The organism is Lewinellaceae bacterium, assembly GCA_020636135.1.
Classification (GTDB): domain Bacteria; phylum Bacteroidota; class Bacteroidia; order Chitinophagales; family Saprospiraceae; genus JAGQXC01.
In genome coordinates, this window is record JACJYK010000001.1 from 1089376 (window position 1) to 1106789 (window position 17414).

General features: G+C 46.9%; 12 protein-coding genes. 6 read left to right on the forward strand and 6 right to left on the reverse strand.

Annotation, left to right across the window (positions count from 1 at the left end):
• Positions 1–2 precede the first annotated feature (2 nt).
• From H6570_03970 to H6570_03985, 4 genes are all read left to right on the forward strand, one after another.
• A complete protein-coding gene (locus H6570_03970; GenBank protein MCB9318414.1) occupies positions 3–1256 on the forward strand; it encodes a Gfo/Idh/MocA family oxidoreductase in 1254 nt (417 codons plus the stop codon).
• Positions 1256–4579, forward strand: a complete 3324-nt coding sequence (locus tag H6570_03975; GenBank protein MCB9318415.1) for a DUF1080 domain-containing protein — start codon at positions 1256–1258, stop codon at positions 4577–4579. Before H6570_03970 ends, H6570_03975 begins: the two co-directional genes overlap by 1 nt.
• A 15-nt stretch (positions 4580–4594) precedes the next feature.
• Complete coding sequence (locus H6570_03980) at positions 4595–5497, forward strand: carbon-nitrogen hydrolase family protein (protein ID MCB9318416.1); 903 nt, start codon at positions 4595–4597, stop codon at positions 5495–5497.
• A 226-nt stretch (positions 5498–5723) separates the two neighbouring features.
• Complete coding sequence (locus H6570_03985) at positions 5724–6458, forward strand: hypothetical protein (protein MCB9318417.1); 735 nt, start codon at positions 5724–5726, stop codon at positions 6456–6458.
• Between the two features lie 652 nt (positions 6459–7110).
• On the opposite strand, the gene H6570_03990 is transcribed toward H6570_03985, so the two are convergent.
• The 6 genes from H6570_03990 to H6570_04015 form a co-directional block, all read right to left on the reverse strand.
• Positions 7111–7644: a hypothetical protein gene (locus H6570_03990; GenBank protein MCB9318418.1), complete on the reverse strand. Its 534-nt coding sequence runs from the start codon at positions 7642–7644 to the stop codon at positions 7111–7113.
• Positions 7645–7892: 248 nt separating this feature from the next.
• A complete protein-coding gene (locus tag H6570_03995) occupies positions 7893–8216 on the reverse strand; it encodes an outer membrane beta-barrel protein (protein ID MCB9318419.1) in 324 nt (107 codons plus the stop codon).
• Positions 8217–8522: 306 nt separating this feature from the next.
• Positions 8523–8810: a hypothetical protein gene (locus tag H6570_04000; protein MCB9318420.1), complete on the reverse strand. Its 288-nt coding sequence runs from the start codon at positions 8808–8810 to the stop codon at positions 8523–8525.
• Between the two features lie 129 nt (positions 8811–8939).
• On the reverse strand, positions 8940–10193 hold the full coding sequence (locus H6570_04005) for a hypothetical protein (protein ID MCB9318421.1): 1254 nt from the start codon (positions 10191–10193) through the stop codon (positions 8940–8942).
• A gap of 202 nt (positions 10194–10395) precedes the next feature.
• Positions 10396–11271, reverse strand: coding sequence for a hypothetical protein (locus tag H6570_04010; GenBank protein ID MCB9318422.1), 876 nt, complete (start codon positions 11269–11271; stop codon positions 10396–10398).
• The gene (locus H6570_04015; protein ID MCB9318423.1) at positions 11255–11812 is read right to left on the reverse strand and encodes a sigma-70 family RNA polymerase sigma factor; all 558 of its coding nucleotides are present in this window, start codon (positions 11810–11812) and stop codon (positions 11255–11257) included. Before H6570_04015 ends, H6570_04010 begins: the two co-directional genes overlap by 17 nt.
• 165 nt (positions 11813–11977) lie before the next feature.
• Between H6570_04015 and H6570_04020 the strand changes: the two genes are divergently transcribed.
• Complete coding sequence (locus H6570_04020; GenBank protein ID MCB9318424.1) at positions 11978–14113, forward strand: hypothetical protein; 2136 nt, start codon at positions 11978–11980, stop codon at positions 14111–14113.
• A 168-nt stretch (positions 14114–14281) separates the two neighbouring features.
• Entirely contained in the window at positions 14282–17413 is a 3132-nt protein-coding gene (locus H6570_04025; protein MCB9318425.1) for a caspase family protein, read from the forward strand.
• Position 17414: the final 1 nt, after the last annotated feature.

The following is a 17414-nucleotide window of genomic DNA, read 5'->3' on the forward strand; positions in this document are numbered from 1 at the left end:
AAATGAAGCGTAGGAAATTTATACAGACCACCGGACTTGGTGCGGGACTTTTCACGATTGTTCCCCGACAGGTGCTTGGGAAAGGCTGGGTAGCGCCGAGTGATCAATTGACGAAAGCCATCGTTGGTGTTGGTGGAATGGGCACCGGACACATTCAATATGAAGGCCGGTTAGTCGCGATCTGTGATGTGGATGCCAACCACCTGGCCAAGGCCAGCGAGATTGCAGGCCCCCAGGTCAAAACTTTCCATGATTATCGTGAGCTACTGGCCATGCCTGAAGTCGATGTAGTGCATATTGCAACACCTCCTCACTGGCATGGATTGATTTCAATAGCGGCAGCGAGGGCTGGCAAGGATGTCTGGTGCGAGAAACCAATGACCCGGACCATCAGCGAAGGCAAAGCAGTGATCCGTGCGGTTCAGGAATACGGCCGAATGTTTCGTTTAAACACCTGGTTTCGCTTTGAATCAACTTTTTATGGCATGGGGGTTCCGGTCGCACCGATTAAAAAGCTGGTAGATAGTAAGGTTTTTGGCTGGCCACTGAAGGTTACCTTAAATGCCGCTACCGGGTTTAACTGGAAATTTTACTGGCAGGGTAAAACCGATCTGATACCGGAACCGGTGCCTCAGGAACTTGATTACGATTTCTGGTTGGGGCCGGCACCTTTTAAACCCTATCATCCGCACCGGGTTCATGCTTCTTTCCGTGGTTACTGGGATTACGACGGAGGTGGCCTTGGTGACATGGGGCAGCATTATCTTGACCCGGTCCAATTTCTTTTGGACAAAGATGACGAGAGCCCGGTTACCATTGAGATTGATGCCCCGCAACAGCATTATGATGCCGTCGGGACCTGGCGGCGAATTACGTTCACCTACGCAGACGGTTGTCAGATCGTTCTTGATGGTGCCAACGATGATACCAGGGCTCCATTCCTGGAAGGGCCCGGCGGGAAATTGTATCCCGGATTAAAAACGGATAGACTGGACGTCGAAAAATTATTGGCCTATTTACCGGATCCTCCTCCCGTGATCACCCGGTTTTCCGATTCGGTTCGTACCAGACAAAAATTTGCATTGAACGAAATGAACGGACACCGGTCGTGCACTTTGGTGAATCTGGGGAAAATCGCATTGCGGTTGGGTCGAAACCTCACCTTTGATTCGACAAGTCAGCAGTTTGTCAATGACCCGGGAGCGAATGCCTTATTGGAACAGCCGATGCGGGGAAACTGGAAAATGGAATTGTGATGAGAACAAGCTGGAAAATAAATTATGGGGGTTGGATATTGACCATCTTCCTGTTTCTGCTACCCGTGTTAGCACGTACACAGGATCACTGGCCTGTAGATTACCGGGTATCACGATGGCTCGACCGACTGCCAGCCGGGAATAAGCATCAGCTGGATGGAATGCTCAGGGAGTTTTTTATTTATGGCAATAACAATGTCAATGCGTTAATATCCGGGCATTTGGTGAAGGCAAAGATGGTCGCAACTCCCCTGGATTATGCGATCACTTCCATCTTCCGCTATGTGGGTCAGGAAGGGCATGACGTAGAGCGCTCCCTTTTTATTAATGCCTTGGTTGAACAGTGGGATGCTATCCAGGCCGTTCCGGTGAAAAAGTATTTGTTGCAGGAAATGCAATTTATCCATGATGCACGACTTGCTCCGCTGATAGCTAATTGCCTGAGTGACCCTGAGCTCAGAGGTGATGCCATCCTTGCCATGAATATTTATCCGGACCGGAAGTTAAATAAGCAGATTAAAAAAGGACTTAAAGCCGGGGATCCTGCCATCTGGTCATGGGCCTCCGCACATCCTCAGGAGCAATTCCAATCTTTGATCTGGAAAAAGTTTCAGCGGTCAGAAGGTGAAGAACAGGAGATGTTCCTCAAAGCCATCGCAATGCAGGGCAATCCCCGCGACAGCTCAAAGATGACTGAACTTGCAGCTGCTCATCCGGTTACCGCGTTGCATTATCTGGAACGTGTGGACAAGCAGTTTTTTCCGGTTTCCACGGCAGAGGCAATCATGACAGCGGGGGAAGCTGTTAAATGCCAGGCGCTCCATGAGTTATTTGAAGCCAGGCCACTCTACACTTTCCGCCATTACGGACAATCTGTGATAGAGGGACCCTGTGCTGCATTGATATCCAATGATCTTACCAGTTCGAATGACAAATCCCTGGATGATGCCATCCAGAAGCAGCTACTGGCAGATTCTGCTCATGCTGAAAGACAACGCACCTGGTTACGGATCTTGTCCGGGCGGGGCGGATTTTCCAATGCCAGGTTTCTGAAGAGCCTGACAGGAAACCCGGATCAGGATGTGCGGGTGGATGCGTTACTGGCATGGTCCAGGATCGCAGGCGCAGAATCCATGCCTTATCTGACGGATTGGTACTTTCATACCCGTGATTCGGCCCGACAGATCGAGGCGTGGCCCCTGATCCGTCAATATACTGACGGGGGAAATATGAAATCATTAGCTGACCGGATAGCTTTCCTGACTCCTCATTTCCGGATCCAGCTTCTTGATTTGATCGCTGATAGACAGGCAGGTGCCTGCTTTTCCCAGGTTTATTACCAGACCCAGCAAAATGACACAGCGGTAGCAAACCAAGCCTGGAAAACCCTGGCCTCCATTGCCGAGCCTCAACACGATGCCCTGATGCACTCGCTTATTCAGGAAGCACCTGAGAATCTCCGGGCGATGGTCGCAGAAAGCTTATTGAATGACCTGCATTCTCCAAGGGATAAGTTGAAAAACTGGCAGTGGATCAATCAATCACTGGATGCCGGCGTCGTATTACCTCTACTGATACGCCATAGCGAAGAGCCTTATGCTCAAAACATGATAGATCACCTGGAGCAAGTTCCGGCGCTGACGACCCGCACCCTGGTTAAGCAGTTGTTGGAGAAATCCGATGAAGAGTCTTTACAAGTCCTGCTTTGGATTGCTGGTCATCATGAAACCCTGCGCACGATGGTGATCGATGAATCGGTTCCTCAGGTGAGGCGGAACATATCGGGTAAGGAAACTCAGCGCCTATGGCTGGTCGATTGGTTAGGGATCTGCCGCTCCCAGCATGAACGTGATGTCGTCTTTCAGCAATTGGCCGGTTTACCCGGATGGAGTACCTACTTCACCTTAATGGATTATTTTAAAGAGGAGAACCTTAAATCACTGGCTTACCTCCGTGCCTTGACATCGGTCTGTCTGCCATCCGGGGACCATGAAGGACTTAGCGGACAATCGGTGAAAAATACCCTTCAGCAACTGGTACCTATTGCAGAGGAAATGGATCATCAGGAATCTTCTGCCATCGAAAATTACCTGGTAGAAATGCCCCAGGGTGATGCATTCCAGTCGCTTTTTAATGGTGTAGACCTTACCGGGTGGCAGGGATGGGTAGCCGATCCTTATACATTAAAAAAGTTGAGTGCTCAGGAAAAGAAAATGCGCCAGGAGGAGGCAGATGAGAAAATGCGTCAGCACTGGCAGGCGAAAGACGGGAAGATCGTATTTAGCGGCGAAGGCGCTAACCTGGTCACCAAACGGACCTTTGAGGACTTTGAAATGCACGTGGACTGGAAGATCACCAAAGACGGTGACAGCGGTATTTATCTGCGGGGTTATCCCCAGGTCCAGATATGGGATACCAGTCGGGTGGAAGTCGGGGCACAGGTTGGCTCCGGAGGCCTTTACAACAACCAGAAAGGTTTCTCAACACCACTTACGGTGGCAGATCGGCCAGTTGGCACATGGAATCATTTCTTTATCCGGATGTTGGGAGACCGCGTGACGGTGTACCTGAATGATGTACTGGTGGTTAATGACGTGGCATTGGAAAACTATTGGGATCGCAATCTGCCGGTCCTGGCTGAAGGCCCCATTGAATTGCAGGCGCACGGTACCGATCTCGCATTCAGGGACCTGCTGATCCGTGAAATTGATCCGGCTTCCTACACGCTTACTCAGGAGGAAATTGACCATGGTTATCAGGCATTGTTCAATGGTATGAATCTGGATAATTGGATCGGGAACACCACGGATTATCAAGTTCGCGATGGTGTTATCGACGTGGATCCTTCCCGTGGTGGGGAAGGTAATCTGTACACGGTGGACACCTTCAGTAACTTTTCTTTGCGCTTTGAATTTCAACTTACCCCAGGGGCCAATAATGGGATTGGCATTCATACGCCATTGACGGGGGATGCTGCCTATGCAGGCAAAGAAATTCAGGTCCTAGATAATACGGACACCATATACGATAAACTCCAACCTTACCAATATCATGGTAGCGTCTATGGGGTTATTCCAGCGAGACAAGGATATCTTAAAGGCATTGGTCAGTGGAATGAAGAGGAAATCCGCGTGGATGGCGATCACGTTCGGGTGACCTTAAATGGCGAAGTGATCACGGAAGGTAATGTGAAAGAATGGACCGAGCATGGGACGATGGATCATAAAGATCACCCAGGCCTGCAGCGTCATTCCGGACATATTGGATTTCTTGGGCACGGAAGTCCGTTGAAATTCAGAAATGTGCGTATCCTAAGACTTTAATTGCCGACTCATCAGATGAAAAACGGAAGAATCTCATTGGTACAGGCATCTCCGGCCTTATTTGACAAAAAAGGCACGCTCGAGATCGTCCGGGATTGGTTGGTCCAGAGCAAAAAAGAGGGTGCGGATGTAGCGGTCTTTCCGGAAGCATTTATTTCAGCTTATCCGCGGGGGTTTACCTTCCAGTCGCCGGTAGGGGACCGGAAGCCTGCCGGGAGAGCACTGTGGCAACGTTATTGGGAGGAGAGTGTAAACCTTCCCGGGCCAGAATTGGAGTTGCTGCAGAAATGGTGCAAAGAACTGAACCTCGTACTCGCTATAGGTGTGGTGGAGAGAACGAGGGGGAGCCTCTATTGTACGCTTGTTTACATTGATCAGGAAGGTCAATACCTGGGAAAACACCGCAAGCTTAAGCCTACAGCAGCCGAGCGGATCATCTGGGGCGAGGGAGGTGCCCAAGACCTGGTGTCCTTCGCCACCCCGTATGGACAGTTGGGTGGTTTGATCTGTTGGGAGAATCGGATGCCTCTGGCGAGGATGGCCATGTACGAACAGCAGGTTACCCTTTATGTGGCGCCAACAGCTGATCAACGGGATACCTGGTTTCATACGCTACACCACATTGCCGCTGAAGGCCGTTGTTATGTCTTTGGCGTGAATCAGTTTGTGCGTAAATCCGACTATCCATCAGATCTCCCGGGCATTGAGGAGTTGGAAGGGTGGCCGGATATCATGTCGCGAGGGGGCAGTTGTGCGATGGACCCGATGGGTCAGCTTATCGCCGGGCCGCTTTGGGATCAGGAGGGATTGGTTTTGGTTGATGTGGATCAGGGCCTGATAACCAGGTCCCGGATGGATTTTGACCCGGCAGGGCACTACCACAGGCCCGATGTATTTGAGTTCAGGGTTAAAGAGTAGTCAGTAAGAAGTAATCAGTATTCAGTAAGCAAGCAGGACCAGGTGAATCCTTAAAAGTTATAACTATTCAGGAATTGAGACGTCACCCATCAGATATTCATCCACCGAAACCGAAAGCTTAATGATTGGAGACTATGAATAATCGTACATTTCACGTATGAACTCTTGCAGTCAAAACACGATCCTGAACTTGGTATTGGTATCAGTCATTTCGGCTTCAAGCCTGATGGCTCAAGTTGTCCCGCTGCCCAATGCCCATGCCCACAACGACTACGAGCATAACCGGCCGCTGTTGGATGCGTTGGATCAGGGCTTCACCAGTGTGGAAGCAGACGTTTACTGGTGGAATGGGAAGTTGGTGGTCGCTCATAATTTGCCTCACGGCGAGGAGGCCAGGCAGGCCCTGCCCACGTTGGAGGAGCTTTACCTGAAACCATTGCAACAACGCATCCAGGACCATGGAGGAAAAGTGTATCCCGGCTACGATGGCGTCTTTTTCCTGATGATCGATTTCAAATCCGGTGCCGACGAAACGTATGCGGCACTGATAAAGACACTGGAACCTTATCGGGAGATGCTGCATACGGCCAATCATCCCGGACCGGTGACCATTTTTATTTCCGGCAACCGACCTATCGATCTGATCCTGCAGGATCCAGAGATCCTTGTTTCCCTCGACGGCCGGCCGGATGACCTGGTACGCAACATAGCGACTGCCCGCATGCCGGTTATCAGCACCTCATTAGCCACCATAGGATCCTGGGACGGCCGGTCTCTGATGCCCCGCACGATGCGTAAATCCATCCAGCAACTGGCCAAAGCCTGTCATACGCAAGGCAAAAAGCTGCGCTTATGGGCCATCCCGGACACCGAATTATCCTGGTCCACCATGCAGCGCCTGGGCGTCGATCTCATCAATACGGATGATCTGGAAGGGCTGAGGAGGTTTTTGGGGAGATAGTGTAGGGTAAAATGAAAGAGCCACCGGACCAGATCCGATGACTCACTTTGATTGCTCCAAATGCAAGCAGGATTGTTCCAAAATTTATCGACTAAAGTCTAATAACTTTATTGTCACCATTTCCCACTCGAATCCGGGGTGAATCGTTTGTTTGGATATTGTGTTTGTCATTGTCGAACCTCTTATGGATTGAAGGGTTTTTGTGGAATCTATTTTGACAGTTTCCGGATTTTGAGTTGTTGATTTGGATTTAGGAGGCTTACAGACACTGCATGCGGTTTTGCCTAACTCTAAGGCTTTTTTTAATTCGATTGAAATCGAACTATATTTTAGATATCTGCAATCTTTCATGTGGTACTTAGCTCCGGTTTTTGTTATGTATACGGTTTGGGCTATCGTGTTGCTAGAGCTTCCAATCAGGATGCCCAATAGCAGGACAAAGTAGATTAATGGACTTGATTTTATGGACATGATAAATTATTTAAATTGAGGAAGTTGAATTGTGAATATTGTGAAAAGTTCTAAGCGTGGGAGCAGTCTTGTTGTCAAAAAGTAATAACTTGAAATAGTTCATAAAATTGCGGATTAACCGATCATCAGTTCGAGTTGAATAAGAAGATTAATCCGGGAAATCCGCGATTAAAAATGGTGACTAATTATAGCCGTTAGGCTTGATAACCTTTACTGGAGTAATGTTAGGTATCCCATTAGTCGTATTGTAGACATCATATCCCCCATAAATATTAGGTTTGGTGGTTTGTGCTGGAGTGATGTTAGGTATTCCATTGGTTGTATTATAGATATCATATCCCCCAAACATATTTGGTTTAGTGGATTTTGACGCCGTGATATTAGGGACTCCATAGGTTGTATTGTAGACATCGTATCCGCCATACATATTTGGTTTAGTGGTTTGTGATGGCGTAATATTAGGGATTCCATAGGTTGTGTTGTAGACATCGTATCCGCCATACATATTGGGTTTGGTGGTTTGTGTTGGTGAGATATTAGGTATCCCATACGTTGTATTGTAAACATCATACCCACCGAAATTATTTGACTTAACTGTTTGTGTTGGCGAGATGTTTGGAAGTCCGTAAGTGGTATTATAAATATTATATCCATTTTGAGCAAAGCAAATGTTGATTGCACTTAGAAGGATTAATAAATTAAATAGTTTTTTCATCAGAATAAGTTTATTGAATTCGGTTCCTACTCTTATGGATTTTCGGAGTAACTCCCTGTTTAAAGCTGGTTTTCTAGACTCCAGTCGTTTGTCACAATAGGTTGCCAGCCTGTACTTAGTAGCTAAATGGTTGTTTAAGGATTGATATTGTCAAGCTATTTTGAAGAAATAAATGTTTAATGCCTGATCATTAACCGGGAGGGCCATAATTTTTCAATGGAGAATTCCTCCCGGATCCATGATTTTAGTTAGAAATAGAAGCTTACGCCAATGCCAAACTGAAATGCATTAATGTCAATTTCTGCTTCGGAGTCATTGTCCTTCAACGTGCCGAAGTCACTGCCAAGACTCATTCGGGCTCCGATTTTATGGTCGATTAAGTATTCCAATCCAGTGCGCACTCCAAAGGAAATGCCGCCGAAGGTTAGCTCATCGTAATCGTTATCAATCGTTAATGAATTGTATCCAAATCCTCCTAAAATGGGTAAATACAAATTGTCAGAAATAGGAACCATATAGGCGACATGTGGACCAAAAGTGAATCCGGATTGTTTTTCCTCGTAGGGATTCAACCTTAGATTTATTGGACAAAAGCCCTAAACTGACGCCTATTTCCAGGTTATCGATCACATAATAGCCTCCGGTTATGCCAGCGTTCAAATTGGACTGCTTGAATTTTGCATTCAAACCGTCTATTTCGAGTTTGCTGTTGCTGAAGCTAATGTCCGGTCCAATCCTAATTGAGCCCTGCCCGATTTGAGCATAACTTGTGGTGAGGGTAAATAAGAACCCGAATAATGGAATTTTAAAAAGGTGTTTAAATTTCATGTCAAAATAATTTAAGGGATTTATTTAAACGGAATGATTTATAACTTATGCTAGAAAGGCATTCTCACCGATTGATGGGAACGGCGTCTTGCTGCCTGGCGTTGGGTTTTTGCACGCTTGCGAACGCATTTACGCTTTGCAACGTATTTCTTTGTTACCCGGGTTTTGCGTTTGCCGTAGCGGGATTTCACCATGAGTGTTTTTGATCTTCCTCCATTGTGGTGTTTTTGCAAACTACTGGCAAATTCTGTACGGGCTATGGTTGGCTGACCCTGGGAGGATAGTGGTTGTATGGCGATTAAGAGTGTTAAAGTGAAGAGTGTAATGATGGTTTTCATGGTACGTGATTTTTGTTGTTTCTAATCTGTTCACGTACATGTATTGCAGATTCAATGCATTGTTAACAGCTTGGGCAAATTATTTTTTCACCAGCAATGGAAAAGCTTAATAAACCAATGAAGTTCGGTTTATCTGGACGGTGAGGCACAAGGCGTGAAAGAGAAGCTATAGGAGATCCACCGGCGGGTATTTGGTTCGAAGTAACTTAAATATTGCAGGTGTTCACCTAGCACTTGTTTAACTTCATGGAAAGGTGTGATTTGGTTCTTTAGCGGGTCTATCCGTATAAAATCAAATTGGCAACCAGACGTTGTGGTTACTCGATAATCCTGTCCGGAAACCTCAACCAATCCATGTTCAACTTTAAACCGAAGTTCTGTGGGAGAACTTAAAAATTTTGAAGTAAGGTCGATTTTACCAGTGAATGCTTTCTGCGATTCTGTTTTTTCTTTTCTTGCTATTTGTTCATTTAATTTCGCATAGTAGGCAAAGGCTGGATCACTGATTTGATTGAAGCATTGATTTGCATTGCTCACCGTGCCGATTGCCAGATGATTAATCCCAAGAATCAATAGAAGCAAGTCTTTATCCTTGCCAGGGAGATTTTCCGATTGCAGCGTTTTAATCAGTATTCCCTGACTTTCGGTGAATTTTTCTTCCAATAACTTCACCATGGACCACCCGGCGATACCATTGGTGTATTCCGGATTTAATTCAAGGCTATTCTGGAAATGGATGCTTGCTTTCTTCAAATTGATATCTCTCCGGTAACGCTCACCGATGGGTAGATCCTTGGCCCCCCCCGGTAATTCTGGAAGATCTAACCGCAACGACCAATCCAGCTCAATTGGAAGGACAAATTGATCGATCTGATAACTGCAACTTTTCAATGCTGTCCGGATATAACCAACCCCGATGTTGTATTCCAATACCGGGCTTGGTACATAGGACAATATTTCCGAATACAATTCAATTCCCATCGACTCCTCGCCACCTAAGGTCAAAAGATTTGCTAATTCATACATGTATTGAAGCTTGTTGACCTGATCAACTACTTTCCAGATGGTATACTGTCTTTCAGATTTACTTGGATATCCGGCCAACTGGTCTTTCAATTCGTAGATTTCATAGATGGCATCAATGAGTTTGGGTAATACCGGACCACATTCATAACCAGCCAGGTGCGCCATGAATGCACCTTGAATATCGGCACGCTCTTCTTTACTCCGCTCCTGATTCGGGGTTTTATCGTAGGCAATAAAATGTTCGTCATGATCCAATTGTTGAAGTGCGTGGATTAGTTCATGGCCAATGAGAAAAGCCAGCGCATCTTTTTTTGCTGCACCAAACTGATTAAGCGCCTGAAGTAGATGGTTTTCCACCAAAATCGTATTTGAGGACGGCTGATAAGCAGCTCCGAATCGTTTTGATGTTGCAATTTTTATTTCCGGGGCGATGGACGGGTCAATGGCATTAGCCTGTAGGATATTTGATAGATGGTATCTACTGCTGTTTGACTCTGTACAGTCAATGTCAGTAACAGGAGTCCGAACGACAGGCCATATGTCCAGATTTTTTTCATGTTTATTGAATCAGTTGGTTGATTGCTTCCATCAATGGACAATCCGGATACTGATTTGGTATATTTCGCAATGCCATGAGGGCATCTTTATCTCCATTCATTCTGTGGATCAGTGCCTTATAAAAAGGTAATTTACATCCTAAGCTCTCCTCATTTATTTTGTCCAGAGTAGACAGAGCCTCGTCGTATTGCTTTAATCGGGCCAGTGCAATGGCCTTGTAAAGATATACTTCGTCCATAACGGATCCCTGGTCGATCATTGCATTTAATTGTTCCAGGTCCCGGGAAGGGTCGTTACCAAAAGATTTTAGTACTTCGGATAATTGTACACGCTGGACAGGATTTTCCATCCCGATGCCTTGCAAGCCAAGTTGTTCTACATCGTCACGGATGAATTGATCATAGGCCAGCAAACCTTTTTTTATCTGTTGATCAGTGTTCCATCTTTGATATCCCCAAAATCCAACAATAGCCATCAATACAATGGCTGCAACCCGTATAACCCGCCGATAAAGGATACCACGGATTACTGGTTCCTGTTTTTCTGGTAATTTTTTGATTTGATGGATTTCAGATCTGATTTTATTGGACTCGGTCAGATCCATGGCCTTCATTACATCTTCTTCCCAGGCTTCATCAGGGTCTTCGGCGCCTGTTTGCCAAAAATCGTGCGCAGCACGAATTTCTTCCCGTATACGATCTTCAGAAACTTTTTCTACTGCTTTGATAATTTGAGGGAGTTGATCATACCAGAACTTTACTTCCGGATCCTCGTTGACCAGCGATTCGAATTCCGGGTCATCCTGACCTGCCATAAGCTGCAGATGTTCTTCACATCGTTCCAGCGGGGTTTTATCGTTCTTATCCTTCGGATTCACCTAGTACTAATTTTTTGAGATAATTCATACAGCGATTCTTTTTCACGCGTATCGATCCTTCCGTGTATTTCAATTTCTTCCCAATTTCCAGCAGTGGGACCTTTTGGTAATAAAACCATTGAATTATTTTCTGACATTCTTCATTGAGCTGTTTAATTTTCTCAGCAATCAATGTGTGTTTTTCTTCGTACGCTGTCTTTTCCGCCAGATCGTCTTCCGTCCATCCTTCGAGTTCGGGCGCATTTCCATTGTCAAGACTTACTGCTTCTTTTCCTTTGCGTTGTCGAAGGGTATATAGCCATAGTTTACTGGCAACAGCATAAATGTAGGTTGTCAGCTTTCCCTTTAGCTCAAAGGAACCCTTGCGGATCTGTTTGACCAGGACAACCAAAACTTCCTGGAAAAGATCTTCAGCATCTTCTGAGGAACCGCTATTCCGGATAACCAACGTTCGAATGAGGGAATAAGCGTCATCGTAAAGTGCTAGTAAACCTTCTTGTTTTTCATCCTGGATTAACCGGATGATCTCCTGATCGGTCATGACTTACCTGTTTAGATTGCTCCATTGCTACAAACGTTAACAGGAGGCAAATAAATTTCTCAATTGTGTCCAGAAAATAAGTGCTCCTGATGCATCAATTTCTAGTGACTGTTAACATTTGGTATTTGCTGCAATCTATGGACAAATCGAAAAAAATCCATGATTATGAAAAAGAACATGTACCAAATCCTCTGGGCGATATGCTTGATCTTTACGAATTTGTTATCCGCGCAAAGTCCGGATTCCTGTGCAGATCTTGCCCTCATTCAACTGAATGTTATTGAATTTACACCGACGGATCAAACCATATCCTTCCATTTGAAAAATATTGGAACGCAGGCTGCTGATCTGCAAGGTCCAACATTGAATCTGGATGATAATGCAATGGTTTCCATTTATTTTTCGAAGGATTCCATCCTGGATCAAACGGATGTCCTCCATAGCAAGGTGACATTGGGTGAATTTCCTTTGAATCCTATTGCCGCGGGAGAAACCTTTACGATCGTTAGTTCCAATCCGTTATCCCTGAATTTTAACGACTACCATTTTTTAATTGCAATTGCGAATGCGGATTTCCTGCCAGAATGCTCCAAAGAAAACAATGTATTGGTAACGCCGCTGGATATTCCCTACATCCGTCTTTCCATGCCATCAGTGGATGCGGACCCGGCCAGCCAGGTTGCAATACCTGTTTATGCCAGTGGATTTACCATGATGCTTGGCATGCAGTTCAGCATCCAGATGCCCGATGCTTCTTTGTTTCATTTTGATTCAGTAGGTTCTATCCAGTTGCCTGGATTGTCAGGCCAGGACATTGCTGCACAAGATGATCACCTGGGATTGATCTGGTTGAGTGATGAACAAAATGGTACAACCTGGTCCGGTGAGAATGCCCTGTTTTATCTGTACTTCACGCCATTGGCGGCTGCTGACACCTGTGTTTCGGTAAATTTTGACGGTGAATTTTTGCCGATTGAATTGTATCGTGCCAAATCAAACGGATTGCAAGCCATCCCTTACGGATTGGAGTCGGGAACCATCTGCTTGCGGGCATTCAACGAGTGCTCAGGTCTGGTACATCTCGAGAATGGCAAGCCGATTGCCAATGCACTGGTTCAGCTCAATGGATTTGAAACCTTTACGGATGCCAACGGTCACTACCATTTTGACCATATTCCCAATGGAGAGGATTACACCATTCAGGTTTCCAAAGGGGGTGATTATCTCAACGGGATCAGTATTGCAGACATCATTGCCATCAAGCAACATCTCTTAGAGATCCTGCCCCTGGACTCTCCCTATAAAATAATCGCTGCTGATGTTTCTGATGATCATCATTTGAGCGTGATCGACCTGGTTCTGATCAGGCGCCTGATGCTGGGCGTCATCGATACGTTGCCCAACCTTTATGTCTGGAAATTCATACCAGAATCCTATGTATTTGAACATCCTGATGCACCGCTGGCAGAGGATTATCCGATGGTTGCCCAGATCATTGATCCTGCCAAAGTGGAAGAAGGTGTTAATTTTATCGGGCTGAAGATCGGTGATGTAACCCTCGATGCCCGTCGTAATTTGCAGGAACAACCTGTCGAAGTAAGGGAATCCATAACCTTGCAGTCTGAATTTGACCCCAATACCGGCACAGGTGAATTTAAGACCATCAATCTGGTGGCCATGAAAGACCAGGACCTGGAAGGTATGCAGTTAAGCTTGCCATTGAATCCCGGATTTGAGGTGCTCGATGTCGAATCGGACGTGCTCGGTGGTTTGGACGACCAGGAATATTACGTTCGCAAAACAGCATCCGGTAATGAGCTGAACATCGTTTGGGTGAATAAATCCGCTGTGTCAACGGCTGTACATAACGGTGATGCTGTATTGCGTATCCATATTCTTACCAACGCTGAAGCAGCTGCTCAGAACTTGTTTTCTAGCAAAGAAGGTCGATTAATGAACCTAGTTCAGGATGGGCAAAATGATTCGTATGCTGTCCGGATTGAAACCAGGGCATCGGCTCCACACCAGGTATTCGAGATCAAGTCCATTGCGCCTAATCCTGCATCCTATTATACCCTGATAAAGCTTGACATACCGCAGGACGGTGATCTGGAAATAAAAATTTACGACATGGTTGGACGCAATGTCTGGAATTACCATGATCGCCGGGAGGCAGGTTTACAGCAAATCCTGGTGCCATTGTCGTCCTGGAGTGCTGGTGGATATGTTGCGCAATGCCGGATGGGTGCTACCTATCTTTCGGAACAGTTCATTAAGGTATCCAATGAGACACTCCGGTAAACCGTATTCGAAACCATGGTTTTTTTGGTACGTGTCAATAGATAGCAGCTTGAATTAAATCATAACCATGACCGGATTATTTCGGTCATGGTTTTTTTTGTTAAACAAGCATGCATTAATTTCAATGATCGTACTTTAGAGTAGCCTATTTGATTGATGAGTTTCAACATGAGCTATCACCCAATCCACCTTTTTTTGTTGATGCTGTTTTGTGCAGTGCCTTTCCAGGAGTTGCAAGCACAAATCACTGAGCCTTTATCGGAAAGTCTTTCCCTGTTACCGGGCGACGACGGATTTCAGGCTATGGATGCTTTTCCGAATGGTGATGTGGTTGCTGTGGGATATACACAAGGCAAGGAGGGTAAGGGTAAGGATATTCTGGTTCAGTTGGCTGATTCCACGGGCAAAGTATACTGGACGAAGAATATCGGGTACACCCACGACGATGAGGGCAGGGGAGTGCTGATCAATAAAATGGGACAAATAATCGTGGTTGGATCCATATCGTTACCAGGTGCTTCGGGGTTTACAGAAGTTAAACCCATCATGCTGATTTTTTCAAAGGAGGGACGGCTTGTGGACCGGTTCATATATTATGATCCTACTCCATATGCCTATTGGAATACAGTTACAGAAGATGATCCCGGCCACTACTTCCTCGGAGGCTCGATGGAAAATAAGCCAGGTGTAGTTGCCTTCCGGAACCATGGGGTGATCTGGAAAAAGAGCCTGGATGCGGACCCCGGTTCGGTGCAGAAATTGATCCTCCTTAATGGTAATTTGTTTGGAACCGGATCTGCAGGAAATAACCGTTTACTCACCTTTTCAATGAATCAGGACGGCGATATTCTGTGGCAAAAACGCAACCAGGAGCCATTCAGACAGGGTGTGGATCTTATCGCCTTCTCTTCGAAGGAATTAATCGTTGCGGCCAATGCCTGGGATCCCCGCCTAAGAGACCAGGCGGGTATCCTGAAAGTGGACGCGGCTTCTGGTAAAATACTCGCATCCCAATTATATGGCGGCAGGTTCAGGGATGAAGCACGAACCATCCTAAGAAGCGATGTCGATACGCTGATTTTGTTTGGATTGAGTTATTCTCATCTCCGCCAGGGAGCTCACCGCTCCCAGGGCTGGATCCAAATCATTGATTCAGCAGGAAATGCAATCCGGGATCAATATCTGGGAGGCAGTCAGGACGAATGGTTTGCTTCAGCCAGGTATTTGACATCGGGTAGGATCCTGGTGCTTGGACAAAGTGCCTCCGGTGATGCCATTGGTGCCGATGGCTGGATGGTTCGTTTGCAGGCATCCCCGCAGTTGAAAATCTTTGATTGGTCAGAAAATCCATGGCGTTGGCACCCTCCGGCCGATACGGTCCGGAGCGGAGAAAAACTGATATCCTGGCTGGAATTAACAAATAGCGGATCTACACCAATCCGGACTCCGGAAGTAGCCATTCAGGTGGATGGTCAGACCCCGATCCGGGCTACCCAGACTTCGGCGTGGATCGCACCCGGCGAGCAAATAAGCCAATATTTTGCGTTCCCGTTCGCGTCACAAAACGCTGGTACTGCCTTCATTCAACTGGAGGCTGGGGGCCGGCCCATAGCTGATGCTCAATTCTTCGCCGGTGTTGCCCCGGAAGAACATTACCTGGTTACACTGGATTCCATTCGCCTGGGTGATCAGGAAGACCATTTTGCATTTCTTCCTTTGCAAATCAAAAATACCGGTAACACCTCAACTCAACCGGTACAGTTGAAGCTCATCGCTCCGGGTTGGCTCGAATTGGATAATGATTTGGTACCCTTTCTGGTTGCTCCTGGTGAGACCAGGGAAATCCAGGTGCCCTTCCATTTGGGACAGGATGCCGGAGATAGCCTCCATCTGGAAGTGCTGGGATCGCATACCAATGATTCCATCCTGTTTATGGGGCATTTTAATCTGGACCTTGGCCGGGTGAAATCGGCTTACCAGGAGGCCCGGCAGCAGCGCATCACCGTGGTGGCACTGGATGCCTTAAAAAACAGATCGCTTGGCCAGATCACGTCGGACCAGGTGGAGGCGCTGCCTCTGGATTCATTTCTACAAAAAGTTACGGTGACCGGATTTGAACCCACATTGCCTGCCGAGGAGGAGGTCATTCAACCGCCCGAAGAAGTCGCTTGGCAAGGACAATTGTTCTGGATTCAGCCGGACCCGATCCAGAAAGCGGATGTGGTGCATACCCAGCTGGATCGCTTTCCTTTGTTGCTGCGTTATGTGTCCAATCAGCCGGTGGATTCTTTCTGGAAGGTCCAGGCCCTGGTCCATTATCAAGGTGGGGCCGACACCGTGTCATCAACCTGGCAGGGCGGGTCGTATGTTGTTGGCTATCAGTATAATCTGCAGGCTTCTGCTTTGTTGCATGAAGGGGAAAACCGGATAGAAGTTTTACTGTCCAATGGTGAGCACCAGTGTCCGGTTCCCGATGTCTTCGTCTATTACGAACCTCCCCGAGTCAATCTGCATGTGTACGCCTATGGAGTGCCTTTTGAGGATCTGCCCTGGGTCAGCAAGGATGCGCAGGACTTCAGTCAGCTTTTCGGTGGCCAGGAAGACCTGCTGTTTGATCGCGTCAACACCACGGTTTACAATTCGGCCAGTAGTACAACAACGCAGGCTATCCGGAAGAGTATCCGTGATATCCAGCTGGACTACCTGGAGTTCAGTCGCATCAAGCCCAACGATGTGCTTATTTTCTATTGGTCTTCGCACGGTTTTGTTCTTGATGATCGCTACCGGCTGGCGGCTTCCGATTTTGATTTTCTGTATGAAGAGGAAACGTCACTGGATTTTCAGACCGAGGTGCTGGATAAGCTGAAGCTACTACCTTGTAAGAAGATCCTCTTCATCGATGCCTGCTACAGCGGGTCCATCGCCAACCTGGATGTGCCGGAAGGGGTAAAGTCGGAACCCATACCCGATGAGATTGCGTTGTCGGAGGCCCTACATGCCTTGGCTTCCAGCGCCAATGATTTTTACTTCGTGCTGTCGTGTGGACCCGGCGAGCTGTCCTATGCCGATGACCGATGGGACAACAGCGCGTTCACGCTGGCCTTAAAGGAAGGGTTGACTACGAATGGTATTGACCGGGATGACAACCGCATCATAACCCTGGGTGAGTGGTACGAATATGCCAGGGACCGGGTGCCTGAGCTGGTTGCCGAGAAGAAAGACATCATTACGACCCAACGCCCGGTCTTGCTGCAGGAACCGGTAGCAGGCCGATTGCCGATATTTATTCGTGATGAATAAA